The organism is Chitinimonas koreensis (genome assembly GCF_014353015.1).
Taxonomy (GTDB): Bacteria; Pseudomonadota; Gammaproteobacteria; order Burkholderiales; family Chitinimonadaceae; genus Chitinimonas; species Chitinimonas koreensis.
Map to the genome: position 1 here is coordinate 4593796 of NZ_CP060704.1, position 23388 is coordinate 4617183.

The following is a 23388-nucleotide window of genomic DNA, read 5'->3' on the forward strand; positions in this document are numbered from 1 at the left end:
GGTGGGCGGCGCTGTTGGGTAGGGTTCGCGTCGCCTCAGCGGGTCCGACTGGCGGATACGAATTCCGCCAGCGCGCGCACGCTGGCGAAGTGCTTGCGCGTCTCTTCCGAATCGGCCGACATGCTCACGCCGTAGCGCTTCTGCAGCGCCAGGCCGAGCTCGAGCGCGTCGATCGAATCGAGGCCGAGGCCTTCGACGAACAGCGCCGCGGTCGGGTCGATGTCGTCGGGCGTGATGTCCTCGAGGTTGAGCGACTCGATGACGAGTGCCTTGATTTCGTGTTCAAGCGCCTGCATGGGCGGTCTCCGTCGAAAAATAGTCGTGTAGGTGTTCGGTGAGCTGGCGCGCGGCCAGGGCCGGCTCGTGGCCGGCGCGCTCGAGAAAGGGCTGCACCGCAATGTCGTCGCGCACCACCAGGGTGAACTGCATGCGGCGCGGCGGCACCTTCCACCACGGCAGGCCCTTGGTCAGGCTCAAGGGCTCGCAGCGGATGGTGACCGGCGTGACGTCGCGGCCGCCGCGCACCGCGATGTTGGCGGCGCCGCGCTGCAAGCGCATCGGACCGCCGACCGGGGTGCGGGTGCCCTCGGGGAAGATCACCAGGTTGTGGCCGGCGCACAGCGAGGCGATGCAGTCCTCGACCAGGCCGGCGCCCGAATCGTTGCAGATGTAGTTGGCGGCGCGCACCGGGCCGCGGGTGAAGGGGTTGCGCGCGAGGCCGCCGCGCACCACGCAGTCGGCGTCGCGCACCAGCGAGATCAGGAACACCACGTCGATCAGCGTCGGGTGGTTGGCCAGGATCAGCAGGCCCGGCCGCTGCAGCTTGTCGATGCCCTCGATGCGGTAGCGCAGGATGCCGAGCACGCGCATCAGCTCGATGAAGGCCGCGAAGGCGTAGTGAATGGTCAGCCGCGCCAGGCGCGCCAGCCGTTCGCGGTCGCGCACCGCCAGTTGCAGCAGCGGGAAGTAGACCAGCCGCAGCAAGAGGCCGCCTAAGCCGAAGGTGGAGAAGGCAATCGCGGTCGCGATCACGCGCCAGCCGCGATCGAGACGCTCAAGCATGGCGCACCCAATGCCACTGGCGCACGCCGGCGCGGTGGACGTAGCGTTCGTCGCCGGACAGCAGGAAGCGCAGCGCGGCCAGGTCGGCCGGCCAGTCGCCGCGCGCCGCCGTGCCGTCGCCCGGCGCGGTGGCCAGCGAGAAGCCGCCATGCTCGGCGCGGACCAGCCGGCAGGCCCAGGCGCGCGGGAAGTCGGCGTGTTCGGCGAAGGATCGGTAGAGCGGCGGCAGCGGCTCGTCGTAGCAGACCACCAGCACGGCCGGCGCGCCGTCGGCCAAGAGGCCGAGCGCCTCGGTGAAGGCCGCCTCGGCGGTCTCGGCGCCGGCCGCCACCGCGGTGTAGGCGGCGGTATCGCTACGCGCGATCGAGAACAGCGCGCCGATCGCGTTGTGCACCGACAGGCTGAAGGCGGTCGGCGACAGCGCCTCGCCGGCGGCCAGCTGGCGCAGCAGCTCGACCGAGCGGGCGATGTCGCCGTAGCGCGAGGCGAACACCAGCGGGCAGTCGCCCGCCGGCGCCCCGTCCGATTCCCGGCCATCCAACCCCCAATAGGCCGCCTGCAGCGCGATGCGGCCCAGCCGCTCGACGCGGCGGCGCATCATCGGCGCCATCTCGGCCAGCGGCGGCGCCCCGTCGCCCTCGAGGGCACGGGGTTCGGCCAGCCAGGCCAGCCAGGCCTCGCGGTCCGGCAGCCCGGGTGCCCAGGCCGCCCAGCGGTCTATGGAAAAGCGAATGGTCATGGTCGCGCGATGTCGTGTTCGAACGCTCGACGCGAAGGTAAAGGCTTGATTTCAAAAGTATAAAACCGGCACTCGACCCCACCGTCAGCACGGCGGCGCCCCCTCGAGCGAAGCGCGCGAGTCTAACAGAGTCATCAAGGAAAACAACCGCTTAGCGGCGACCGGCGGCCGGCATGCAACTTAATACCGCTCGACCGGTCGCCGCGGCCGGGCTAGAGCAAGGGCTTGAGATAGCCGTCGAGCCTGGTCTGATCGAGCCGGCCGGCGTGGGCCGCCACCCGCTTGCCGCTGGCGTCGTAGATCACGGTATAGGGCAGCGCGCCGATGCGGTTGCCCTCGGACCGCATCAGGTCCATCGCCTCCTGCTCGCCGTACAGCAGCGGGTAGTCGACGCCGAGCTCGGCGGCGAACTTCTTCACTTCCGTCGGATTGTCGATGGCCAGGCCGACGAAGCGGACCTTGTCGCCGAGCGCCTTCTGGGTGGCGACGAACTCCGGCATCTCCTCGCGGCACGGCGCGCACCAGCTGGCCCAGAAGTTCAGCACCAGCGGCTTGCCGCGCCACTGCGCCAGCGGCTGCGGCTTGCCGTTCAGGTCGTTGAAGCTGGCCTGCCACAGCGAAACGGCCGGCGCGGCGGCGGCCACCGGCTCGGCCGGCTGGCTGCGCCACCAGGCGAAGCCGCCGCCGGCGGCCAGGGCCAGCGCAGCGACGGACAGGTAGAGGGCGGCTTTTTTCATGGGGCGACGGATCTAGGCAGAAGGTTGAAGACCGGTGAGCCGGGAGATAAAGGCGTCGGCGTCTTCGAAACCGATCAATCGCTGGCCGATCTCCTGGCCGCCGGCGCCGAAGAAGATGGTGCCGGGCGGGCCGAACAAGCCGAAGCGCTTGAGCAGCGCCTTGTGCGCCTCGGTATTGGCGGTCACGTCGGCCTTGAGCAGCACCACGCCGGCCAGCCGCTGCTGTACGCGCGCATCCGAGAAGGTGAAGCGCTCCATCTCGCGGCAACTCACGCACCAGTCGGCGTAGAAATCGAGCATCACGGTCTTGCCGCCGGCCGCGGCTATGGCGGCGTCGAGTTCGGCCTCGCTGGCCACCGGGCGGAACGCCAGCTTGGCTTCGGCCGCCTGCACGCTGCCGCCGGCCAGCGGCCTGAGCGGCTGCAGCGGATCGCGCGCGCCGGCCAGCAGGCCGATCAACTGCGCCGCGCCGACCAGCGCCAGCAGCACGCCGACCGCCTTGGCCAGCCGCTGGCGCGGCTTGGCGTGCGGCGCCAGCGAATCGAAGGCCGACAGCGCCGCGCCGGCGCCGAGCGCCAGCATCGCCCAGCCGAGCATATAGGCCCAGGCCGGCAGCACCGGACTGGCGATCCACAACGCCACAGCCAGCATCAGCGTGCCGAAGGCGTTGCGCACCAGGCTCATCCACGGCCCGGCCTTGGGCAGCACATGGCCGCCGGCGACGCCGACCACGATCAGCGGCAGGCCGATGCCGAGCGCCATCGCGTACAGCGCCAGCGCGCCGCGCAGCACGTCGCCGCTGGCGCCGATGTAGCCGAGCGCGGCGGCCAGCGGCGGCGCGACGCAGGGACCGACGATCAGCGCCGACAGCGCGCCCATGCCGAACACCGGCAGCCAGCGACCGCCGGGCAGCTTGTTGGAGGCGTCGTTGAGGCGCGATTGCAGCGCCGACGGCAGTTGCAGCTCGTACAGGCCGAACATCGACAGCGCCATCAGCACGAAGAAGACGGCGAAGGCGCCGAGCACCCAGGGCTGCTGCAGCGCGGCCGACAGCAGCGTGCCCGACAGCGCGGCGGCCACGCCGGCCGCCGCATAGGTCAGCGCCATGCCCTGCACGTAGACGAAGCTCAGCGCGAAGCCGCGGCCCTTGCCGACGCCGGCGCCCTGCCCCACCACGATGCCCGACACGATCGGGATCAGCGGGTACATGCAGGCGGTGAAGGCGAGGCCGAGGCCGGCCAGGAAGAAGAAGCCGAGCAGCGCCGGCAGGCTGCCCTGGCGGAACAGCACGGCGCCGTCGCCATCGGCGGTGGCCGCGGCCGGCGGTGTCGCGGTGGCAATCTTGGCGGATGCATCGCTGGCCGGCGCATCGCCGAACAGGCCTTTCACGGCCGCGCCGACGCTGGCGGCGACGCCGCCGCTCAGCGCCAGCTCGGTGGTCTGCGGCGGATAGCAGACGCCGGCGTCGGCGCAACCCTGCGATACGACCTGCAGCTTGGCGTCGGGCTTGAAGGCGGCCTCGGCGGTCAGCGGGATCTCGACCGCGTGGCGATAGGTCTCGACCTCGCCGAAGTAGTCGTCCTGCTTCTTCTTGCCCGGCGGGATCTCGGCCTTGACGCTGCCGTCGGGCAGCAGGCTGAACTTGAACTGGTCGCGGTAGAGGTAGTAGCCGTCGGCGATGTCGAACTTCACCACCGCGGTATTTTCGCCGGTCCGGCTCAGCGAGGGCTTGAAAGCCTGCTCGGGCGGCAGCAGATCATCGGGGTTGGCGGCCGCCTGCGCGGCGAAGCCGAGGAACCCGGCAGCCAATGCGGCGACAAAGCGGGGGCCAGGCGCAGAATCATCGCGCGCCCCCGGTTTCGGCCGCGACCCAGGCCAGGTATTCGGGCAGCCCGCCGGCGGGCAGCGCCAGGATCTCGGGCAATTCGTAAGGATGCAGCTCGCGCAATGCCGCTTCGAGCGCCGGGTAGGCGGCGGCGGTGGTCTTGATCAACATCGGGATCTCAGTCGCGGTTTCGATCGCGCCCGCCAGCGGTAGATCGAGCGGGCCGGCGCGAGCAGGTTGACGCAGGCGGCCAGGCGGCGCTCGATCAGCGCGGCGGCCAGCCGGTTTGCCTCCCCCTCGTCGGGGGCGGTGCACATTACCATCAAGACGGAATCTTTTTCATCCATGTTGCTTCGACTTCTCCCCCTGTTCGGCCTCGCCCTGCTGGCCCTGCCGCTGATCGAGCTCAGCGCCTCGATCTGGCTGGCCGGCCAGATCGGCTGGTGGCTCGCATTCTGGCTGTTCGCCAGCGCCTTGGTCGGCGTCGGCATCCTCAAGAGCTGGCGCATCGCCACCACCTGGGCCATGGTGGACAGCGTCCGCTCCGGCGAGTTGCCGCTGGGCCGCATGTTCTGGGTGGCGCGCAGCCTGGTGGCGGCGCTGCTGTTCATCTTCCCCGGCCCGGTCAGCGACCTGGTCGGCCTGGTCCTGCTGCTGCCCTGGCCGGGCGGCCGCACCATTCGCTTCGGCGGCGCGATGTCGGGTTCGGCGAGCTTCGGCGCGGATTTCGACCTGGGCCGATCGGGCCGCGAACGGCCTACCGATCGCGGCCCGACCGGGCCACAGGGCGACGGCGTGATCGAGGGCGAGTACAGCCGCGTCGACGAGACCGCCAAGCCGCTGCCGCAGGAGCCGCGCGGCTGAGGCGCCGCCCGGCGGTGGATCGTCGCCCGCCGCGGCAAGACCGGTTTTCGTAGGTCGGGCTTGATGCCCGACCTACGGCCGACCAGCTCATATCGGTCGGAAGTCATTCCGCCGGCGATGCCGATCCAGCGCGCAGTCGGAATGAATTCCGCCCTACAACCCGGCCGCGGCGCGCCTGCTAACCCAGCAACTCCCCGGGCGAGCGCCCGCTTCCCGTCACCCTCACCCGCTTGTGGCGCGACAGCTCGCCGCCTTCGATCCTTACCCGGTTCTTCGGCACGCCGAACCAGTCGGCCAGCCAGCCGATCAGCGCCGCATTGGCGCGGCCCTCGACCGGCGGCGCGGCCAGCCGCAGCTTGAGCGCGCCATCGTGCAGGCCGGCCACCTCGGTCTTGCGCGCGCCCGGCTGCAGGTAGAGCGACAGCAGCCAGTCCTCGCCGTCGCGGCGGAACCAGCCGCCCGGGTCCTGCGCCATTTCAGCGCGAGACCAGGACGAAGGTGTAGAGCTGGCTCTCGATCGGCGCGACGGCGAAGTTGAGCACCATCTGCAACAGCAGCATCAGCACCAGCGGGCTCAGGTCGATGCCGCCGATGGTCGGGATCAGCCGCCGGATCGGCGCGAGGAAGGGCCGGGTCAGCCGGTCCAGCAGCGGCGCCAGCGGGTTGTACGGGTTGACCCAGCTCATCACCGCCTGCACCAGCACCGCGCCGAACATCAGGTAGAACGACAGCTTGAACAGCTCGAGCGCCGCCAGCAGCACCAGGCCCAGCGTGGCGCCCGACGACAGCAGGTTGACCGGCATCGGCGCCAGCAGCAGCAGGAGCAGCACGTGCATCAGGAGCGCGCACAGCCAGGCCAGCAGCACCGTGGCCGAATCGTAGCCGCCAACGCTGGGGATCAGCTTGCGCGTCGGCAGCACCACGAAATTGGTCAGCTTGACGGTGAATTGCGCCAGCGGATGCGAGAACGGCGCGCGCGCGACCTGCAGATAGAAGCGCAGCAGCAGGTTGAGGATGAAGAAACTGGCCAGGTTGCGGACCAGGAAGGCGAGCGCATCGTTGAGCATGAGCGGATCAGCTTGCGTGTAAGGGGAACGGCCGGCCGGGCAATGCTGCCCGGCCACGTGGAGTCGCTGCGAATAGACCTGCGGCGCGGCGTTCGGTTCGGCGCCGGCCGGCTCAATCCCGGCCGAATTCGTCGGCCAGCTCGCCGGCGCGCAGCTGCGCCGCGCGCGCGGCGTCGACGATGGCCGCCTGCACGCCGAGTTCGTTCATGCGCGCCAGCGCCGCCGCGGTGGTGCCGCCCTTCGAGGTGACCTTGCCGCGCAGCGTGGCGGCGTCGTCGGCGCTGCCGAGCGCCAGCTTCACCGCACCGTCGAAGGTGCCGTAGGCCAGCGTGCGCGCGGTCTCGGCGTCGAAGCCGAGTTCGCGCGCGGCGGCGGTCAGCGATTCGATGAAATGGAACACGTAGGCCGGGCCCGAGCCCGAGATCGCGGTGATGGCGTCGAGCTGTTCCTCGCGCTCGACCCATACCACGCTGCCGATGGCGCGCAGGATGCGGTCGGCCGCCTCGCGGTCGGCCGCGCCGGCCTGCGGCCCGAGCCAGGCGCCGCTGACGCCGGCGCGCACCAGCGCCGGGGTATTGGGCATCACCCGCACCAGCCGCGCCGCGCCGCCGAGCCAGCGGTCGAGATCGGCCATCCGCACGCCGGCCGCGATGCTGATCACCAGCCGGCCGGCCAGCTCGGACGCGCGCGCCTTGGCCACGGCGGCGAGCTGCTGCGGCTTGACCGCCAGCACCGCCACCTCGGCCTCGGGCAGGGCGTCCTCGACCGCCACCGTGCCGACGCCGAAATCGCGCGCCAATTCGGCGCGGCGTTCGGCGCCGGGCTCGACCACGGACAGGTCGGCGGCGGCGAAGCCTTGCTGCAGCAGGCCGCCCAGCATGGCGGTGGCCATGTTGCCGCCGCCGATGAACACGATCCTCATGCCTCGTTCTCCTGGATGAATCCGATTTCCGGCCGCCGCTTCTGCAAGAGGTGCCTGAGCAGGTTGAAATACAGCTTGTCGAGCTCGCGCCGGCCGCTGAACGGCAGCGGCAGCCGGCCGCCGCGATGCTCGAGCGTGAGCGCCGTGAGCCGGCCGTCTCCCATGCGGTAGCTCAGCCGCTCGATATCGGCCAGCGCGAGCGCGACCGGGCCGGGTCCGCCCCAGCCGCGCACGGCCAGCGAGATCGCCGCATCGTCGAGATCGACCACCGTGCGCCAGAACCAGCCGCGCAGATGCCACAGGGCGGCCAGCGCCAGGCCCAGGGCCAGCACGGCCAGCGCCAGCGCGATGCCGGAACGGGTCAGCAGCGCCTGCAGCAGCAGCAGGACCACCACGACGGCGGCCAGGCCGGCGCCGAGGCGGGCGACCAGCCGGTCGGACGAGCCTTGGGGCAGGCGCTGCCAGGCCGAGGCGAGCTCGATCCGGTCGCTGCCCTCGCCCTCCTCGACGCGCAGCCAGCGGGCAAGGTCGGCGAGACTCGCCTGGGAGGTACTTGCATTCAAGATGGATTTCCTCTCGGATTACGGCTCTCGGGGCCGGTCATGAATTCATGTGGTCGATCCGCATACGGTCGAAGAATCCACCTTCGAGCGAAGCGAGGCTCCCTCGCTGCGGCGAGGGCGGGGGAGTCGGGATCTAGCCGGGGGAGCCGCTGGTCGAGTACGAACTGACCGCATGCGCCCGGCGCTGCCGGGTGTTCCGCTGCGGGTCGAACCCCGTCAAAGGTATTCATATCAGACTAGGCTCGACTACCGAAGAGCGCGGTGCCGACGCGGACCAGCGTGGCGCCCTCGGCGATCGCCGTTTCGAGGTCGGCCGACATGCCCATCGACAAGGTATCGAGCGCCAGGCCGTCGGCGCGCAGCGCGTCGCGCAGCCGGCGCAGCTCGGCGAACTGGCCGGCCAGGCGAGCCGTGTCTTCGGTCGGTTCGGGAATGCACATCAGGCCGCGCAGCCTCAGCCGCGGCAAGGCCGCCACCGCGTGCGCCAGCGCGATCGCGTCGCCAGGGGCGCAGCCGGACTTGCTGGCCTCGCCCGACACGTTGACCTGCACGCAGACGTCGAGCGGCGGCAATGCGTCCGGCCGCTGTGCCGACAGCCGCTCGGCGATCTTCAGCCGCTCGATCGAATGCACCCAGTGGGCGGTCTCGGCCACCGGCCGGGTCTTGTTGCTCTGCAGCGGGCCGATGAAATGCCATTCCACGTCGAGGTCGCGCAGCGCGGCGGCCTTGTCGACCAGTTCCTGCACGTAGTTCTCGCCGAAGGCGCGCTGGCCGGCCGCATGGCAGGCCCGCACCGCGTCGGCCGGGAAGGTCTTGCTGACCGCGAGCAGCGCGCAGTCGCCGTCGGGCCGGCCGGCGGCGCGCAGCGCGCCGGCGATCCGGGCCAGTACGGCCTGTCTGGATTTATCGAGGTCGGCCATCCATAATGCTTCCGGAATATTTACCGCGCATCCCCAATAAGGACGCGGCTTCGAACAGGGAATTATAAATGGAAATCTCGGAACTCCTCGCCTTCTCGGTCAAGAACAAGGCCTCCGACTTGCACCTCTCGTCCGGCCTGCCGCCGATGATCCGGGTCCATGGCGACGTGCGGCGGATCAACCTGCCGCCGATGGAGCACAAGGACGTCCACGACATGGTGTACGACATCATGAACGACGGCCAGCGCAAGACCTACGAGGAGACGCTCGAGTGCGACTTCTCGTTCGAGATTCCCAACCTGGCCCGTTTCCGGGTCAATGCCTTCGTGCAGAACCGCGGCGCCGGCGCGGTGTTCCGGACCATTCCGTCCAAGGTGCTGACGCTCGAGGAGCTCAATGCGCCCAAGGTGTTCCAGACCATCGCCGAGACGCCGCGCGGCATCGTGCTGGTGACCGGCCCGACCGGCTCGGGCAAGTCGACCACGCTGGCGGCGATGATCAACTACATCAACGAGAACGAATACGGCCACATCCTCACCGTCGAGGATCCGATCGAATTCGTGCACGAATCGAAGAAGTGCCTGGTCAACCAGCGCGAAGTCGGCCCGCACACGCTGAGCTTCGCCAACTCGCTGCGGGCCGCGCTGCGCGAGGACCCGGACGTGATCCTGGTCGGCGAAATGCGCGACCTCGAGACCATCCGCCTGGCGCTGTCGGCCGCCGAGACCGGCCACCTGGTGTTCGGCACGCTGCACACCTCGTCGGCCGCCAAGACCATCGACCGGATCGTCGACGTGTTCCCGGCCGCCGAAAAGGAAATGGTCCGCTCGATGCTGTCCGAATCGCTGCGCGCGGTGATCTCGCAGACGCTGTGCAAGACCAAGGACGGCAACGGCCGGGTCGCGGCGCACGAAATCATGATCGGCATCCCGGCGATCCGTAACCTGATCCGCGAGAACAAGATCGCGCAGATGTACTCGACCATCCAGACCGGCCAGCAGTACGGCATGCAGACGCTCGACCAGTGCCTGACCGACCTGATCCGGCGCAACCAGATCACGTCGGCCGAGGCGCGCGGCAAGGCGGCCAACCCGACAACTTCAAATAAGCCGCGCGATACCCGCGCAGCGAATCCGACCGCCGGCCCCTCGCCCCGCCCGGGCGACGGCCGGCGGTGATCCATCAACCCGTCGCCGTTCCGTCCCCGCCCGCCGCTGCGCGGCCGCCCGCGGCGGATCGGCCCACATACAAGGATGCGGCGGCATGCCGCCGTCCGGAGCCAGATCATGGAAAAGGAACAAGCCACCAAGTTCATGCACGACCTCTTGCGCCTCATGCGCCAGAAGAATGCATCGGACCTGTTCATCACCGCCGACTTCCCGCCGGCGATGAAGATCGACGGCAAGCTCACCCCGGTATCGAGCCAGGCGCTCAGCACCCAGCACACCAAGGAGCTCGCCCGCGCGGTGATGAACGACCGCCAGGCCGAGGAATTCGAGGCGACCAAGGAGTGCAACTTCGCCATCAGCCCGGGCGGCATCGGCCGTTTCCGCTGCAACGCCTTCATGCAGCAGGGCCGCATCGGCCTGGTCATGCGGACCATCACCACCGAGATCCCCAAGTTCGACGACCTCGGCCTGCCGCCGGTGCTGAAGGACGTGGCGCTGGCCAAGCGCGGGCTGGTGATCTTCGTCGGCGGCACCGGCTCGGGCAAGTCGACCTCGCTGGCGGCGATGATCGGCTTCCGCAACGAGAACAGCTACGGCCACATCATCACCATCGAGGATCCGGTCGAGTACGTGCACGAGCACCGCAACTGCATCGTCACCCAGCGCGAGATCGGGGTCGACACCGACAGCTGGCACGCCGCGCTGAAGAACACGCTGCGGCAAGCGCCCGACGTGATCCTGATCGGCGAGATCCGCGACCGCGAGACGATGGACTACGCGGTGGCCTTCGCCGAGACCGGCCACCTGTGCATGGCCACGCTGCACGCCAACTCGGCCAACCAGGCGCTGGACCGCATCATCAACTTCTTCCCCGAAGAGCGCCGCGCCCAGCTGCTGATGGACTTGAGCCTGAACCTCAAGGCCTTCGTCTCGCAGCGGCTGATCCCGCACCGCTCGGGCAAGGGCCGGGTGGCGGCGGTCGAGGTGATGCTGAACAGCCCGCTGATCTCCGACCTGATCTTCAAGGGCGACGTGCACGAGATCAAAGAGATCATGGCCAAGAGCCGCGAGCTCGGCATGCAGACCTTCGACCAGGCGCTGTTCGACATCTACGAGGAAGGCAAGATCAGCTACGAGGACGCGCTGCGCAACGCCGATTCGGTCAACGACCTGCGGCTGAAGATCAAGCTGCAGTCGAAGGAATCGAAGAATCGCGATGCGTTGTCCGGGCTCGATCATTTGGACATCGTCTGACGGCAGAAAGTACGCAACCGGCGTGTCGGCGCCCGGCGAAGCCGGGCGTTCGCCGGCAGTGATTCCTCGGCGGACCCTTTCGCTGATTTCATTCCTACCCCCTCCGCCCCGCCGCCGCGGGGAACCTCGCTGTCGCTCGTCGCATGTCGCTCGATCGGCATCGCATTGCAATGCGCTCTGTCGCATTGCACCCTAACTGCCCCCTGGCCGCATGTTCGCGGAGCACCGCCCTTCCGACCGCGCCAACTGGCGCAGAGAAATCCCTTTGACGCGACCGTTGCCGTTCACTTCCCTCGCGTGAGGAAGAAGGTTCGGGACAGAGCGCAGACCTGCCGGTGGACGCCGGGGTGCTCCCTTCTCCCGCGCGCGGGAGAAGGTGGCCCGCAGGGCCGGATGAGAGCTGGCGCAGGAAGCGCTGCCCGCCGAACGCCCCGGTCGATCCGCGTCATCGGCACAGCACTGGTTTTCCCGCTGTGAACGCCCATCCGCTACTGACAAGACGCTGTCAGGATGCCCCCGCACACTGCTCTCCGTCGCTGCCGCCGGCAGCTCAAACCCCCACGGAGACCTGTCATGAACGCCATCAACTGGTTCGAAATCCCCACCGCCGACTTCACCCGCGCCGTCGACTTCTACGGCAATGTGCTCGGCATCGAATTCCATCTCGACGACAGCATGCCGCACAGCCGGCTGGCGGTATTCCCGCACGGCGAGACCGGCGTCGGCGGCGCGCTGGCGCACAGCCCCAACATGAAGCCCACGGCCGAGGGCACGGTGGTCTACATCGGCACGGCCGAACTCGACGCGGCGCTCGGGCGCGTGCCGGCCGCCGGCGGCGCGGTGCTGATGGCCAAGACCTTCCTCGGCGACGAAATCGGCCATATCGCACTGATCCGCGACAGCGAGGGCAATACCGTCGGCCTGCACCAGCCGCGCTGAGCCGCGACGGCCCGGGCCGGCCTGCGCTATCGTGCGGGCCGGCCCCTGCGACCGAACCGGACCGCGGCTGCCCCTCGTCTCCCCACGCCGCCCTGCCCGACCAAGGAAACCCATGCGCCGCGCCGACCGCCTGTTCCAGATCGTCCAGTTCCTGCGCGGCCGCCGGCTGACCACCGCGCGCTGGCTGGCCGAGCGGCTCGAGGTGTCGGAACGCACGGTCTACCGCGACGTGCGCGACCTGATGCTGTCCGGCGTGCCGATCGAGGGCGAGGCCGGCGTCGGCTACACGCTGCGCCACAAGCTCGACCTGCCGCCGCTGATGTTCGACCGCGAGGAGCTGACCGCGCTGCGGCTAGGCGCCGAGATGGCGGCGGCCTGGAGCGACCCGCAGCTGGCGCGCGCGGCGCAGAGCGCGCTGGCCAAGATCGACGGCGCGCTGCCCGGCGACATGCGGCGGCCGACCGCGCCGCTGCTGGCGCCGAGCTTCGATGCGCACCACGACGTGTCCTTCGCGCCGCTGCGCGAGGCGATCGACAGCCGCCGGGTGGTCGAGCTCGACTACCGCAAGCCCGGCCTGCCCGGCGAAACGCGGCGGGTGCAGCCGCTGGCGCTGCTGTTCTGGGGCGCGCACTGGACGCTGGCGGCCTGGTGCGAATTGCGCGGCGACCACCGCCACTTCCGGCTCGACCGGATCGAGGCGCTGCGCACGCTGGACGAGCGCTTCGACCCGCTGCCCGAGCGCAGCCTGCGCGCCTGGATGCAGGCCGCCGGTGCGCCGCCCGATGCGTTCGACGGCACCTAGGCCGGCTACAGTCCGAAGAACCGCCGGATCCGCTCGAGCAGCTCCGCCTGCGGCGGCACCTCCGGCACGCTGGCCTTGTCGCGCGACTGCAGCCGGTTATCGGCCAGCCGTTCGGCCAGGACGCGCGACAGCGCGTCGGCCAGCGTCGGCCGGGCGGTCAGGATCGCCTCGAAGCCGGCGCGGTCGAGCCGGTAGCACTCGACATAGGTCGCCGCCACGATGGTCGCGGTGCGCGGCGCGCCGGTCATCAGCCCCATCTCGCCGAAGAAGCTGCCGGCCTTGAGGTGGCCCAGCAGTTCGGCCGTCGGCGTCCCGTAGTCGTGCCAGACGTCGACCTCGCCGACCGCCAGGATGTAGAGCCAGTGCGCCACCGCGCCCTGGCGGCTGATCACGTCGCCGGCCTCGAACGGAGCGAAGCCGAGCTGGCCGGCCAGGTGGCGGCGCTCCTCCTCGGTGAAGTCGGCGAACAATTCCACCCCGCCCAGCGCATGGAAGCGCCGGCCGACGTCCTGCTCTTGCCGCTGCGCCGCGGTCTTGTCGTTGTCCTTGGTCATCAGCACGTTGTGGCTCGGCGCGGCGAGCGGGATGCCGTGGCGGACCAGCGCGGTGATCAGGTGGGCGCGCACCTGCGAGTCGGTCGGATCGTCGGCGGCGAAATTGCTGAGCCAGTAGCGCAGCGCATAGCGGGCGATGCCGTCGCGCGCCTCCATCAGCACCGTCTGCGGCGGCGGCTCGGCCGCCACGCCGTCGACGTGCGCCTCGCGCAGCGCGGCCTGGGTCAGCTCGATCACCCGCGTCGGCGGATGCTCCCAGCCGACGTCGAACCAGACCCAGCGCCGCCACAGCAGGCCCTGGCCGTTGAAGCGCTTGCCGACGACCTGGAAGCTGTTCTTCATCAGCCAGGCGTTCGGCACCACCACCGTCTCGCCGTTGCGCGTCTCGATCAGGGTCGAGCGCCAGCCGACCTGCAGCACCCGGCCCGAGGCATCGGGCAGCTTGACCCACTGGCCGAGCTGCAGCGAATCGTCGAGCTGCAGCGCCAGGCCCGACAGCACGTTGCCCAGCGTGTCCTGCATCGAGAAGGCGAGCACCGCGGTGATCACCGCCGAGGTGGTGACCAGCTGCGACAGGTCGAGCCCGGCATAGCGCAGCCGCACCAGGCCCCAGCCGAGGTAGGCCAGCATCACCACCACATCCTCGAGGATGCGCGGCGGCTCGATGCCCAGGCCGGCCAGCACCAGCCGGAACAGCACCAGGCCCAGCAGCCGCAGGATCACCATGCCGAGCAGGATGGTGAAGATCTCGACCAGTACGCCGCCCACCTGCGGCGCCGACGCCTGCACCAGGTTGCCGAACCAAAGGCCGCTGCCCAGCGCCAGCAGGAACAGCAGGGTGAGGCCGACGTTGCGGCGTTCGTCGGGGCGGAAATAGGCCATGGCCAGCAGGAGGCCGCCGCAGCAGAGCAGGATCCAGGGCCATTCCTGGCGGGCGAGCGAATCGAAATCGGGCATGTCGGCGAATCGGGAGGATCTGCTACAAGCATACGACAGCGCCGCGCGGCGGCGGGCGGCGAAGCGCAGGCGATTTTGGCCGGCCGCTGGGCTAGGATGAGTTCAAAGGATCCGCCTGCCCCCATGACGCCTCCACAATTCTTCCTCGGCCGCCAGCCCATCGTCGGCCGCAACGGCGAGCTGGTCGCCTACGAACTGCTGTTCCGCACCGGCCTGGACAACGCCGCGGTGGTCACCGACGACGTCAGCGCCAGCGCGGCGGTGATGCAGCACGCCTTCACCGGCCTCGGGCTCAACGCGGTGCTGGAGGACAAGCTCGGCTTCATCAACCTGTCCGAGACGCTGCTGCGCTCGGACGCGATCGAGGTACTGCCGCGCCAGCGGGTGGTGCTCGAGATCCTGGAGACGGTGGAGCTGACGCCGCAGGTGGTGTCGCGCTGCCGCGCGCTCAAGATCGCCGGCTACCGGCTGGCGCTGGACGACGTGATCCGCTTCGACGAGGCCCAGCGGGCGGTGCTGCCGCTGGTGGAGGTGGTCAAGCTCGACGTGCTCGGCATGCAGCCGGCCGCCATCGCCGCGCTGGTCAAGCAGCTCAAGCCCTACAAGGTGAAGATCCTGGCCGAGAAGGTCGATTCGCCCGAGCAGCACGAATTCTGCCGCGAGCTCGGCTGCGACCTGTTCCAGGGCTACTACTTCGCCCGGCCGACCATCCTGTCGGGCCGGCCGGTGCAGCCCTCGGCCGCGCTGCTGCTGCAGCTTCTGGCGCAGGTGGCGGCCGACGCCGAGACCGACGAGATCGAACAGACGCTCAAGCACGCGCCCGACCTGACCATCCACCTGCTGAAGCTGGTCAATTCGGTGGCCTTCGGCCTGCCGCACAAGATCTCCAGCGTGCGCACCGCGATCATGCTGCTGGGCCGCGCCCAGTTGCACCGCTGGGTGCAGATCATGGTCTACGCGCGGCAGTCGAGCACCCACAGCGCCGGCGACCCGCTGGTGCAGACCGCCGCGGTGCGCGGCCGGCTGATGGAGCAACTGGCCCAGATGCGGCGGCCCGGCAACGAGGCGCTGGCCGACCAGGCCTTCATGGTCGGCATGCTGAGCCTGGTCGACGCGTTGTTCGGCCAGCCGATGGCGGAAGCGATCGTGCCGCTCAACCTCGAGGAGACGGTGCAGGAAGCGCTGCTCGAGCGGCGCGGCGAACTGGGCCTGCTGCTGCAGCTGGTCGAATCGCTCGAACAGTCGGACGTCGACGAGATCGCGCTGCACCTCGAACAGCTCGGCCTGCCGGCCGACCCGATCAACCGCGTGCAGATCGACGCGATGAGCTGGGCGGCCCGGCTGGGGCGCGATCCGGAGCTGATGTAGGCGACGGGCAGCCGGCGACGGGCTACCGGCGACGGCCATCGGACGAGGTGGGGCCGGCGACGGACTGGCAGGGGCACGGTAGGCCGGACTTCAACCCGATGGCGACCTCGATCGGCGGCGCTGCCGGACTGAAGTCCGATCTACGTCCGAGCCCCCGCGGCCCGGGCGAATCCGTAGGAGCGGCTTCAGCCGCGAATGGCCGAGGCGACACGCTCGCCGATTCGCGGCTGAAGCCGCTCCTACAAAACCGTCCCCGCGGAGCTGCTGCCCCAACGAAAAACGCGAAGCCGAAGCTTCGCGTTTTCTGATTCCGGCCCCGCGGACGATCGACGGAGTCGCTGACGAGCGTCAGCGAGGCTCCCTCGCTGCGGCGAGGGCGGGGGAGCAGGAATCGATCGGGGATGAGCCGGGGTCGCGCACTCGCTGCCCCCGGCTCCGCCGGGGCTCAACCCAGGGTTCAAGCCGAGGCGATCGTTTCCATCACCCCAAGGCTCACTTCGCGCCGATCGTCTCGAGCACGGTCCACTTGCCGTCGACCACCTTGTACACGGTGATGCCGCCGTCCTTGAGGTCGCCCTTCTCGTCGAAGGCGATCGCCGACGAGGTCACGCCGGCGTAGCTTTCCTTGGCCAGCACCGGCAGGTAGACCTTCGGATCGACCGAGTTGGCCTTCTTCATCGCCGCGATCAGCTGGCGGGTGGAGTCGTAGCCGTAGGGCGTGTAGATCTCCATTTCCTGGTACTTGGTCTTGTAGCGGGTCTCGAAGTCCTTGCCGCCGGGCATCTGCTCCATCGGCACGCCGGCCAGCGAGGCGATCGCACCTTCGGCGTCCTTGCCGGCCAGCTGGATGAAGTTGTCGGTGCGGGTCATCTCGCCCGACAGCAGCGGGGCCTTCAGGCCCAGGCGCTTGAGCTGGATCGCCATCGGGCCGGACTGGGTGTCGGCGCCGCCGTAGAACACGATGTCGGGGTTGCTGCCCTTGATCGCGGTCAGGATGCTGGCGAAGTCGGTCGCCTTGTCGTTGGTGAACTCGCGCTTGACGATCTCGCCGCCGGCCGCCTTGGCCGCCTTCTCGAACTCGTCGGCCAGGCCCTGGCCGTAGGCGGTGCGGTCGTCGATGATGGCGATCTTCTTGGCGCCGAGCTTCTCGACCGCGAACTTGCCGACCACGCCGCCTTGCTGGGTATCGTTGGTCAGCGAGCGGAAGGTGGTCTTGAAGCCCTGCATGGTGTAGGCCGGGGCGGTCGCCATGGCGATCTGCGGGATGCCGGCGTCGGAGTAGATCTTGGAGGCCGGGATCGAGGTGCCCGAGTTGAAGTGGCCGATCACGCCGGCGACGCCGCCGTCGACCAGCTTCTGCGCGACCTGTGCGCCGGCCTTCGGATCGGCCTGGTCGTCTTCCGACACCAGTTCGAACTTGACCTTCTTGCCGCCGATCTCGGGATTGGCGGCGTTCTCGTCGTCGATGCCCATCTGCACGCCGTTCTGGTAGCCCTTGCCGTAGTGGGCCTGCGGGCCGGTCAGCGGGGCGGCGAAGCCGATCTTGACGATCTGCACGTCGGCGGCTGCGGCGGGCGCTGCGCCCTCGGCGGCCGGGGCTTCTTCCTTCTTGCCGCAGGCGGCCAGCGCCAGGGTGATGGCGGCCAGGGCGAATACACGGGTCTTGTTCACGGTCATCCTCGTTTGGTCTCGGTGGAATTCGGCCGCCGCGCACGCGGGTCTGCGCCACGCGGCGGGCAGGCGGCACCTTGCCGGATCGCGGCAAGGGCGGGCAGATTGTAGTCTTCGCGCGCGTTCCACCGACTGGGGAATTCCCTAAGCGAACGCTTATTTTCCACGCTGCGGCAAGGACTTGGCCGCACGCTTTCATCCCTTTCCACCATGCGATTGCTCGGCATCGACTTCACCAGCCGCCCCAGCCGGCGCAAACCGATCACCGTGGCGCGCGGCCGGCTCGATGGCGACGTCGTGCAACTCGACGCGGTCGACCGGCTGGCCGACTACACCGCCTTCGAGACGCTGCTGGCCGAGCCCGGGCCGTGGCTGGCCGCCTGCGACTTCCCCTTCGGCCTGCCGCGCGAGCTGGTCGATCACCTTGGCTGGCCGCGCGACTGGCCGGCGCTGATGCGCCACCTGGCCACGCTCGACCGCGCCGCGCTGACCGCCGTCTTCAAGGCCTTCTGCGACGCGCGGCCGGCCGGCGGCAAGTTCGCCCACCGCGCGGCCGACCTGCTGGCGCGTTCGAGCCCATCGATGAAATGGGTCAACCCGCCGGTGGCCTGGATGCTGCACGAGGGCGCCACCCGGCTGCAGGCGGCCGGCCTGGCGGTGCCGGGCCTGCAGGCCGGCGACGGACGGCGGGTGGCGCTCGAAGGCTACCCTGCGCTGGTGGCGCGCGCAGTGATCGGCAACGCCAGCTACAAGAGCGACGACCGGGCCAGGCAGACGCCCGAGCGGCGTGAACGCCGCGCCGAGATCGTGGCCGCGCTGTGCGGCGGCCGCCATCCGCTCGGCCTGCGGCTGGCGATCGGCGACGCGGCGCTGGCCGCCGAGCTGGTCGACGAACCGGGCGCCGACCTGCTCGACGCGGTGCTGTGCCTGATGCAGGCCGGCTGGGCGCAGCAGCGCGCCGGCCAAGGCTACGGCCTGCCGGCGGCAATCGACCCAATTGAGGGCTGGATCGTCACCGCCGGCTGATACGGCCAATGCGCCCGGCCGGCCTCACGCCACCGTCAGCGCCAGCGGCCCGCCCAGCACCGCGTAGCCGTCGTCGTGCAGGAACCAGACCGCGTAGCTGCCGGCCGCCAGTTGGCCGGTGGCCAGCGTGACGCGACCGCTGGCGCTGCCGGCGTAGGCCCACACCAGCGAGCCGCTGCTGCCCGGCACCACCCCGGTCGGGTAGATGCCGATCCAATTGGTGGCGCTGGCCTTGGACGGCGGTACCGCGTAGTCGACCGCCAGGCTGCCGCCACGCGCGATGCTGGTCGCGGCCGGCACCAGGCTGGTCACCGAGAAGGCCAGCGGCCCGCCGAGCACCGCGTAGCCGTTGCGGTACAGATACCAGGCGGCATAGTCGCCGACCGCCAGCTTGCCGCTGTCGAAGCTCGCGCTGCCGCTGGCGCCCGGGTATAGCGCCATTGCAGCGAGGCGTTGCCGCTGGCCGGCGTGCTCCCGGCCGGGTAGAGGCCGATCCAGTTCTGCGGGTCGCTCTTGCCGGCCGGCGCCGCATAAGTGAAGGCCAGCGCCTCGCCACGCGCCAGGCAGCTGCGGCCGGCCTTCAAGGGCTGCTGCACCACCTGCCCGCGGTTGGTGCCGATCATCGGGTCGGTGCGGCAGACGCCGCCGAGGTCGATGAAACCGGCCAGCCGGCGCAGGAATTCCGCGTCGGCGTCGACGCTCACCGCCACGTCGTACCAGCCGTAGGTGTTGGCGACCGACCAGCTCACCTGCAGGCTCTGGCCCGCCGCCACGCTGTAGCTGCCGCCGGCCGGCATGCCGAAGCTGCCGCCGGCCGCAGCGTAGCCCTGATCGGCCAGGGTGAAGCGGCAGGTCGCGCTGCCGCCGTTGCTCAGCGTCAGCACCAGCCGGCCATTGGCGGCATCGTAGCTGGCCTGCACCTCGGGCCGCGCGGCCGATGCCAGGTTGCCGCGCCACTCGCGCATGAAACCGTTGGGGCCGTAGGCGCACAGGTGGTAGCTGTTGCCACTCCAGTTCCACACTTCCTTGTCGATCGATTTGCCGGCCTCGACCGCGTAGTACCACGGCCCGCCGCTGCGCACCCGCGAGTAGACGCTGAACGCCGCGCCGGCCTGGCCGCCGTTGATGAAGCCGACCTCGAGCTGGCGGCTGGCGTTGACGCGCGCCTGCACCTGCACCAGGTAGGGCAGCCGGCAGGCCGGCCGCGGCCCCTGGCCGACCGGGTAGGGCTCCTGCCGCGGCAGGGTCTGCACCGCCGGCGGCTGCGGGTAGGGCTTGCCGGTGACCAGCTGGTAGGTGGTGGTCTTGGGCACGCTGGCCGGCCAGGCCTGGTCCGGCGTCTTGAAGTCGAAGGCCGAGGTCAGGTCGCCGCACACCGTGCGCCGCCACGGCGAGATATGTTCGCAGCGCACCGCCGCGCGCGACTTGCCCTGCGCCACCAGCCATTCCTCGAGGAAGCGCAGCTTGGAGGTGTGGTCGAACAGCTGCGAGCAGACCCGGCCGCCCTTGCTCCACGGCGACACCACCAGCATCGGCACGCGCGGCCCGAGGCCGACCGGCACGCCGCCGTACTGCTCGTAGGCGCCGAGCTCGGCCAGCGTGCTGCGGCCCATGCTGGCGTCGAGCGGCGGGATGGCCGGCGGCACGTGGTCGAAGAAGCCGTCGTTCTCGTCGTACATGATCAGGAACACGGTCTTGGACCACACCTCGGGCTCGGCCACCAGCGCGGCCAAGAGGCGCGCGCTCAGGTTCTCGCCGGCGTTGGGCGAGTTGGACGGGTGCTCGGTGTAGTCGTTGGGCGCGCAGATCCACGACACCTGCGGCAGCCGGCGGTTGCGCACGTCGTCGGCGAACGAGGCGACCAGCCAGTCGGCGCGCGTGCCGCGCGCGTTGGCCTCGGTCGAGCCGGGCGCCAGCACGCGGCCCTTCTGGTACAGCGGCGAGCTGGTGCTCAGGCGGCTGCCGTCGGCGTTGACGCGGAAGTTCCTGAAATAGGCCAGGTAGTTGTCGCCGTAGTTGTCCCACTCCTGGTAGACCTTCCAGCTCACGCCGCTGGATTCCAGCACCTCGGCGTAGGTGCGCCAGTTCGGCGCGCCGGCGGTCACCGCGGCGCTGATGTTGTCGTACTTCGGATCGTTGTTGTAGTAGCCGGCCGAGTCGATGTTGTAGAGGCTGCCCATGGCGCCGAACCAGCCGCGGTTGGTGCCGGACAGCGAATACAGCCGGTTGGGGTCGGTCGCGCCGAACACCGAGCTGTGGTAGGCGTCGCAGATGGTGAAGGCGTCGGCCAGCGCGTAGTAGAACGGCAGGTCGGCGCGGGTGAAGTAGCCCATTGCCTGCGGCGTCTTCTTCGGCACCCAGGCGTCCCAGCCCTGCCAGGCCTGCTGCGAGCCCTTCCAGGAATGGTCGGTGCCGACCTGCAGCGCGCTGGTGTTCTTGGCGTCGAAATGGAAAGGCAGCACGTAGCCACCCTTGCCGTCGGGCTGGTACCACACCGGCAGGCCGCTGGGCAGCGTGACCGCGCGCGGATCGTCGAAGCCGCGCACGCCGGCCAGCGAGCCGAAGTAGTGGTCGAAGGCACGGTTCTCCTGCATGAAGATCACCACGTGGCCGACGTCGGCCAGGGTGCCGGTGGCGTTGTAGGCCGGCGCCGCCAGCGCCTGCTGGATCAGGCCGGGGAACATCGTGCTGCCGACCGTCATGCCGGCCGAAGCCGCGCCGTAGCGCAGGAAACGCCTTCTGCTTTCCGAAATCATCGTCTCATCCTTTTTAATACCGGTCTGCAATACCTTGCTTGGGGAAAAACGCCTCGAACCATTGGCAATGAAACGGGATCGATCGTCCCTTATAGGGTACGGGGCGCGGAAAGACCGGATTACGGGGCATCATCATGACGACAATATTTCGAAAGCAATTACGCATCCACTTTCGACCAATCGGGATCAATCCGGACTAATCGACGAATTGAAATAATAGGTAGGAATCGGCCGAAATAAGATCGCCATTTTACAAATCGATTCGCGAAACCATGGATTGCAATACGGAACGCCCCGTCGGGACAAGGCGTTCGCGGGTGTCGCGCAGCAGACGGCCGGTTCAGCCGGCCACCTGCGGCAGCTCGGCCAGCGCCGAGGGCCGCCCTGCGCACCGAGTAGCGGAGCGTTCTCGACGATCGGCAGCGGTGTATCGACGATATGCGGATGCTTATCTTTCCGCAGAGGTGCTGCCGAAAATCAGGGCGCCTGTCGGCTCTTTCATCTTCATGTCATCGGAGAGAACGGCTACGCAACAGGTTTCGTCCAGGTCATGAGCCGGGGCGGAACATCTCATTTCTTGGCGGGCCGGGTCGCGCGCTCAGCCGCCAGGAAAGGGGCATAGTCGACATAGTCGCGGTGGCTCACGACCTTTCCGCCGCGGACTTCGAGCACGATGACGATCGGCGTGACGCTCGAAACGTCGCGGCCGTCGCCCATATCGACGGTCCAGCTGAGGTCACCTTCATAGAGCGCGAAATTGCCGGAATGGATGATCCGCTTCTTGGTGAAACCCATTTGGCGAAGCGATGTGTAGGCGGTGCGGAATTTCCGCATCATCGCCGCCTTGCCCTCCGCACCGACGCCTCCGAAAACGAGTGCCGACGTGGGATCGCGAAAATTGGCGTCGTCCGCCAACAGGGGTTCGAGATGATCCCAGTCGAGCCTGATGTAGGCCTCGAAATAAGCGTCGGCGACGGGGGCCATGGCAGCCGTTTCGGCGGCAAAGCGATCATCGGCGGTCGCCGTGGCAGGTATCGCGGCAACGAGAAGCGCAACAAGGATCGCTGCGAATTGCTTGTTCATAGTTTGAGCCTTCTTTTGATCGCTCTGCCCGAGCCAACGTCGCGAAGCGGGGGAGATTTGCCGTGCCGGAACTCGGCATGACCAGTTGCCTCGTGAAATCGTGTTCTTCGGGACTCTTCCAGCCAGCCGAGCCGGTGGCCGGGGACAGGATTCCGCGCCTGACATCGGCCTTTTCGGCTCATCGCGCCCGATCAGAAATCGGGGTATTCGATCAGTTTGTCCTTCTCGTCAAAGCGCAGACGGTATTCGCGTGGCAGCGGACATTCCCATTTCGAGCAGTGATAGAAGCGGTAGTTGCCCGTCGTACTGATCAGGAAACTGATCGCCTGCACGTATTTGCGATACCCGAAAGGCGAACGGTCAGCGGCATCTTCGTCCCCTGCCGAATCGCCACCGTCATGAACATACACCACCGCACCGCCGTGAACATCCATGTCCCTCCCGACAAAATCAGCAATGCCCCGACGAAACCACCGCCTCCGTACCAGTGCTTGCCTCGGCGCACGAAAACACTGGCAAATTTTCCTCGGCCATTCCAAGCAAGCAATACGGCAGGTTCCGGCGTGGCTTCTGCGAGACGATGAATTCGATCCACGGTGAATTCAGGCACGACAACTTCTGCCTGGGCAATTAAAGAGAAGCACAGAGCAAGGTAGATTGCTTGTCGGCTCAAGGCGCGTCCTTCCTGATCGGCGAGCTGGCAAAGGCCAGGGTATGAGAACATGGCTCCGACCCGCGTTCTGCGGACCGGAATCGGCGCGGCAGTGACGAGGCGGTGACCGAGATCGCGCGAAAGTTGTCGCGCAGGATTACGTCGACGACGCGAGCAATTGCATCCGCCCCATAAGAGCCGCGAACAAAACCCGACGAAGCTGCTCAGGCCAGGCGTGCAAGCGCAGACAGCACATAATAGGTACGGCCAGCTCGCACAACGACGCCAGAAGGGTTCCGTCGGCGGCGCCAAATGGTCGATGCCCCATCCACGCCGCTGCGCGGACAATTTTGCTCAGATTCATCTCGGACTTGCTCCCTCATCACATGGTCAATCGGCGAACCGGCGCCGAGCGGGCAGCCGGCCCCCGAGCCGGGATCGGGACGGGCATGTCCCGT

The 23388-nt window shown here is 68.9% G+C and carries 22 protein-coding genes and 1 pseudogene; 7 read left to right on the forward strand and 16 right to left on the reverse strand.

Features of this window, described 5'->3' with window-relative positions; genetic code table 11:
* Window positions 1–35: 35 nt before the first annotated feature.
* The 6 genes and pseudogenes from H9L41_RS19350 to cutA all read right to left on the reverse strand — a co-directional run bounded on the left by H9L41_RS19350 (window position 36) and on the right by cutA (window position 4710).
* On the reverse strand, window positions 36–296 hold the full coding sequence (locus H9L41_RS19350; RefSeq protein WP_028445026.1) for a phosphopantetheine-binding protein: 261 nt from the start codon (window positions 294–296) through the stop codon (window positions 36–38).
* Entirely contained in the window at window positions 283–1062 is a 780-nt protein-coding gene (locus tag H9L41_RS19355) for a lysophospholipid acyltransferase family protein (RefSeq protein WP_028445025.1), read from the reverse strand. Before H9L41_RS19355 ends, H9L41_RS19350 begins: the two co-directional genes overlap by 14 nt.
* A complete protein-coding gene (locus tag H9L41_RS19360; protein WP_034606108.1) occupies window positions 1055–1801 on the reverse strand; it encodes a beta-ketoacyl synthase chain length factor in 747 nt (248 codons plus the stop codon). The genes H9L41_RS19355 and H9L41_RS19360 overlap by 8 nt, the downstream gene beginning before the upstream one ends.
* Window positions 1802–2013: 212 nt before the next feature.
* Complete coding sequence (locus tag H9L41_RS19365; RefSeq protein ID WP_028445023.1) at window positions 2014–2538, reverse strand: TlpA family protein disulfide reductase; 525 nt, start codon at window positions 2536–2538, stop codon at window positions 2014–2016.
* Between the two features lie 12 nt (window positions 2539–2550).
* Entirely contained in the window at window positions 2551–4347 is a 1797-nt protein-coding gene (dsbD, locus tag H9L41_RS19370; RefSeq protein ID WP_187523544.1) for a protein-disulfide reductase DsbD, read from the reverse strand.
* 31 nt (window positions 4348–4378) lie between these two features.
* Window positions 4379–4710 (reverse strand): annotated as a pseudogene (gene cutA / locus H9L41_RS26300) (divalent-cation tolerance protein CutA).
* On the opposite strand from cutA, the gene H9L41_RS19380 reads away from it, so the two are divergent.
* Window positions 4709–5227 (forward strand): FxsA family protein, encoded by a 519-nt coding sequence (locus H9L41_RS19380; protein ID WP_028445020.1) that lies wholly within the window; start codon window positions 4709–4711, stop codon window positions 5225–5227. The pseudogene cutA and the gene H9L41_RS19380 overlap by 2 nt on opposite strands.
* Window positions 5228–5405: 178 nt before the next feature.
* Here the strand turns inward: H9L41_RS19380 and H9L41_RS19385 are convergent, their stop codons facing one another.
* From H9L41_RS19385 to H9L41_RS19405, 5 genes are all read right to left on the reverse strand, one after another.
* Window positions 5406–5702 carry a DUF167 domain-containing protein gene (locus tag H9L41_RS19385; RefSeq protein ID WP_028445019.1) on the reverse strand — a complete coding sequence of 99 codons (297 nt, stop codon included), beginning with the start codon at window positions 5700–5702 and terminating at the stop codon, window positions 5406–5408.
* A 1-nt stretch (window position 5703) separates the two neighbouring features.
* A complete protein-coding gene (locus H9L41_RS19390) occupies window positions 5704–6294 on the reverse strand; it encodes a YggT family protein (protein WP_028445018.1) in 591 nt (196 codons plus the stop codon).
* Window positions 6295–6406: 112 nt separating this feature from the next.
* Entirely contained in the window at window positions 6407–7216 is an 810-nt protein-coding gene (proC, locus tag H9L41_RS19395) for a pyrroline-5-carboxylate reductase (RefSeq protein WP_028445017.1), read from the reverse strand.
* Window positions 7213–7779, reverse strand: coding sequence for a hypothetical protein (locus H9L41_RS19400; RefSeq protein ID WP_028445016.1), 567 nt, complete (start codon window positions 7777–7779; stop codon window positions 7213–7215). The genes proC and H9L41_RS19400 overlap by 4 nt, the downstream gene beginning before the upstream one ends.
* Before the next feature lie 236 nt (window positions 7780–8015).
* Window positions 8016–8699 (reverse strand): YggS family pyridoxal phosphate-dependent enzyme, encoded by a 684-nt coding sequence (locus H9L41_RS19405; RefSeq protein ID WP_028445015.1) that lies wholly within the window; start codon window positions 8697–8699, stop codon window positions 8016–8018.
* 68 nt (window positions 8700–8767) lie between these two features.
* On the opposite strand from H9L41_RS19405, the gene H9L41_RS19410 reads away from it, so the two are divergent.
* The 4 genes from H9L41_RS19410 (at window position 8768) to H9L41_RS19425 (ending at window position 12863) form a co-directional block, all read left to right on the forward strand.
* Window positions 8768–9877 carry a type IV pilus twitching motility protein PilT gene (locus H9L41_RS19410; protein ID WP_187523545.1) on the forward strand — a complete coding sequence of 370 codons (1110 nt, stop codon included), beginning with the start codon at window positions 8768–8770 and terminating at the stop codon, window positions 9875–9877.
* A gap of 108 nt (window positions 9878–9985) precedes the next feature.
* Window positions 9986–11122, forward strand: coding sequence for a PilT/PilU family type 4a pilus ATPase (locus H9L41_RS19415; protein WP_028445013.1), 1137 nt, complete (start codon window positions 9986–9988; stop codon window positions 11120–11122).
* A 573-nt stretch (window positions 11123–11695) separates the two neighbouring features.
* Window positions 11696–12061, forward strand: coding sequence for a VOC family protein (locus H9L41_RS19420; protein ID WP_028445012.1), 366 nt, complete (start codon window positions 11696–11698; stop codon window positions 12059–12061).
* A 112-nt stretch (window positions 12062–12173) separates the two neighbouring features.
* Window positions 12174–12863 (forward strand): helix-turn-helix transcriptional regulator, encoded by a 690-nt coding sequence (locus H9L41_RS19425; protein WP_051318751.1) that lies wholly within the window; start codon window positions 12174–12176, stop codon window positions 12861–12863.
* Between the two features lie 5 nt (window positions 12864–12868).
* Here H9L41_RS19425 and H9L41_RS19430 read toward each other — a convergent pair whose 3' ends face one another.
* Complete coding sequence (locus H9L41_RS19430; protein WP_028445011.1) at window positions 12869–14374, reverse strand: mechanosensitive ion channel family protein; 1506 nt, start codon at window positions 14372–14374, stop codon at window positions 12869–12871.
* A 123-nt stretch (window positions 14375–14497) separates the two neighbouring features.
* Between H9L41_RS19430 and H9L41_RS19435 the strand changes: the two genes are divergently transcribed.
* Window positions 14498–15742 carry an EAL and HDOD domain-containing protein gene (locus H9L41_RS19435; protein WP_028445010.1) on the forward strand — a complete coding sequence of 415 codons (1245 nt, stop codon included), beginning with the start codon at window positions 14498–14500 and terminating at the stop codon, window positions 15740–15742.
* A gap of 492 nt (window positions 15743–16234) precedes the next feature.
* Here the strand turns inward: H9L41_RS19435 and H9L41_RS19440 are convergent, their stop codons facing one another.
* The gene (locus H9L41_RS19440; protein WP_028445009.1) at window positions 16235–17419 is read right to left on the reverse strand and encodes a branched-chain amino acid ABC transporter substrate-binding protein; all 1185 of its coding nucleotides are present in this window, start codon (window positions 17417–17419) and stop codon (window positions 16235–16237) included.
* Window positions 17420–17623: 204 nt separating this feature from the next.
* On the opposite strand from H9L41_RS19440, the gene H9L41_RS19445 reads away from it, so the two are divergent.
* Window positions 17624–18439: a DUF429 domain-containing protein gene (locus tag H9L41_RS19445; protein WP_028445008.1), complete on the forward strand. Its 816-nt coding sequence runs from the start codon at window positions 17624–17626 to the stop codon at window positions 18437–18439.
* A 308-nt stretch (window positions 18440–18747) separates the two neighbouring features.
* On the opposite strand, the gene H9L41_RS19450 is transcribed toward H9L41_RS19445, so the two are convergent.
* The 3 genes from H9L41_RS19450 to H9L41_RS19460 all read right to left on the reverse strand — a co-directional run bounded on the left by H9L41_RS19450 (window position 18748) and on the right by H9L41_RS19460 (window position 22712).
* Window positions 18748–21195 (reverse strand): phosphocholine-specific phospholipase C, encoded by a 2448-nt coding sequence (locus tag H9L41_RS19450; protein ID WP_265583850.1) that lies wholly within the window; start codon window positions 21193–21195, stop codon window positions 18748–18750.
* A gap of 570 nt (window positions 21196–21765) precedes the next feature.
* Window positions 21766–22278: a nuclear transport factor 2 family protein gene (locus H9L41_RS19455; protein ID WP_028445007.1), complete on the reverse strand. Its 513-nt coding sequence runs from the start codon at window positions 22276–22278 to the stop codon at window positions 21766–21768.
* 191 nt (window positions 22279–22469) lie between these two features.
* Window positions 22470–22712, reverse strand: a complete 243-nt coding sequence (locus tag H9L41_RS19460; RefSeq protein ID WP_187523546.1) for a hypothetical protein — start codon at window positions 22710–22712, stop codon at window positions 22470–22472.
* Window positions 22713–23388: the final 676 nt, after the last annotated feature.

Coding starts and splice junctions, on each gene's coding strand:
- H9L41_RS19350 (WP_028445026.1), bottom strand. CDS start 296: ATGCAGGCGCTTGAACACGAAATCAAGGCACTCGTCATCGAGTCGCTC.
- H9L41_RS19355 (WP_028445025.1), bottom strand. CDS start 1,062: ATGCTTGAGCGTCTCGATCGCGGCTGGCGCGTGATCGCGACCGCGATT.
- H9L41_RS19360 (WP_034606108.1), bottom strand. CDS start 1,801: ATGACCATTCGCTTTTCCATAGACCGCTGGGCGGCCTGGGCACCCGGG.
- H9L41_RS19365 (WP_028445023.1), bottom strand. CDS start 2,538: ATGAAAAAAGCCGCCCTCTACCTGTCCGTCGCTGCGCTGGCCCTGGCC.
- H9L41_RS19380 (WP_028445020.1), top strand. CDS start 4,709: ATGTTGCTTCGACTTCTCCCCCTGTTCGGCCTCGCCCTGCTGGCCCTG.
- H9L41_RS19385 (WP_028445019.1), bottom strand. CDS start 5,702: ATGGCGCAGGACCCGGGCGGCTGGTTCCGCCGCGACGGCGAGGACTGG.
- H9L41_RS19390 (WP_028445018.1), bottom strand. CDS start 6,294: ATGCTCAACGATGCGCTCGCCTTCCTGGTCCGCAACCTGGCCAGTTTC.
- proC (WP_028445017.1), bottom strand. CDS start 7,216: ATGAGGATCGTGTTCATCGGCGGCGGCAACATGGCCACCGCCATGCTG.
- H9L41_RS19405 (WP_028445015.1), bottom strand. CDS start 8,699: ATGGCCGACCTCGATAAATCCAGACAGGCCGTACTGGCCCGGATCGCC.
- H9L41_RS19410 (WP_187523545.1), top strand. CDS start 8,768: ATGGAAATCTCGGAACTCCTCGCCTTCTCGGTCAAGAACAAGGCCTCC.
- H9L41_RS19415 (WP_028445013.1), top strand. CDS start 9,986: ATGGAAAAGGAACAAGCCACCAAGTTCATGCACGACCTCTTGCGCCTC.
- H9L41_RS19420 (WP_028445012.1), top strand. CDS start 11,696: ATGAACGCCATCAACTGGTTCGAAATCCCCACCGCCGACTTCACCCGC.
- H9L41_RS19425 (WP_051318751.1), top strand. CDS start 12,174: ATGCGCCGCGCCGACCGCCTGTTCCAGATCGTCCAGTTCCTGCGCGGC.
- H9L41_RS19430 (WP_028445011.1), bottom strand. CDS start 14,374: ATGCCCGATTTCGATTCGCTCGCCCGCCAGGAATGGCCCTGGATCCTG.
- H9L41_RS19435 (WP_028445010.1), top strand. CDS start 14,498: ATGACGCCTCCACAATTCTTCCTCGGCCGCCAGCCCATCGTCGGCCGC.
- H9L41_RS19440 (WP_028445009.1), bottom strand. CDS start 17,419: ATGACCGTGAACAAGACCCGTGTATTCGCCCTGGCCGCCATCACCCTG.
- H9L41_RS19445 (WP_028445008.1), top strand. CDS start 17,624: ATGCGATTGCTCGGCATCGACTTCACCAGCCGCCCCAGCCGGCGCAAA.
- H9L41_RS19450 (WP_265583850.1), bottom strand. CDS start 21,195: ATGATTTCGGAAAGCAGAAGGCGTTTCCTGCGCTACGGCGCGGCTTCG.
- H9L41_RS19455 (WP_028445007.1), bottom strand. CDS start 22,278: ATGAACAAGCAATTCGCAGCGATCCTTGTTGCGCTTCTCGTTGCCGCG.
- H9L41_RS19460 (WP_187523546.1), bottom strand. CDS start 22,712: ATGGATGTTCACGGCGGTGCGGTGGTGTATGTTCATGACGGTGGCGAT.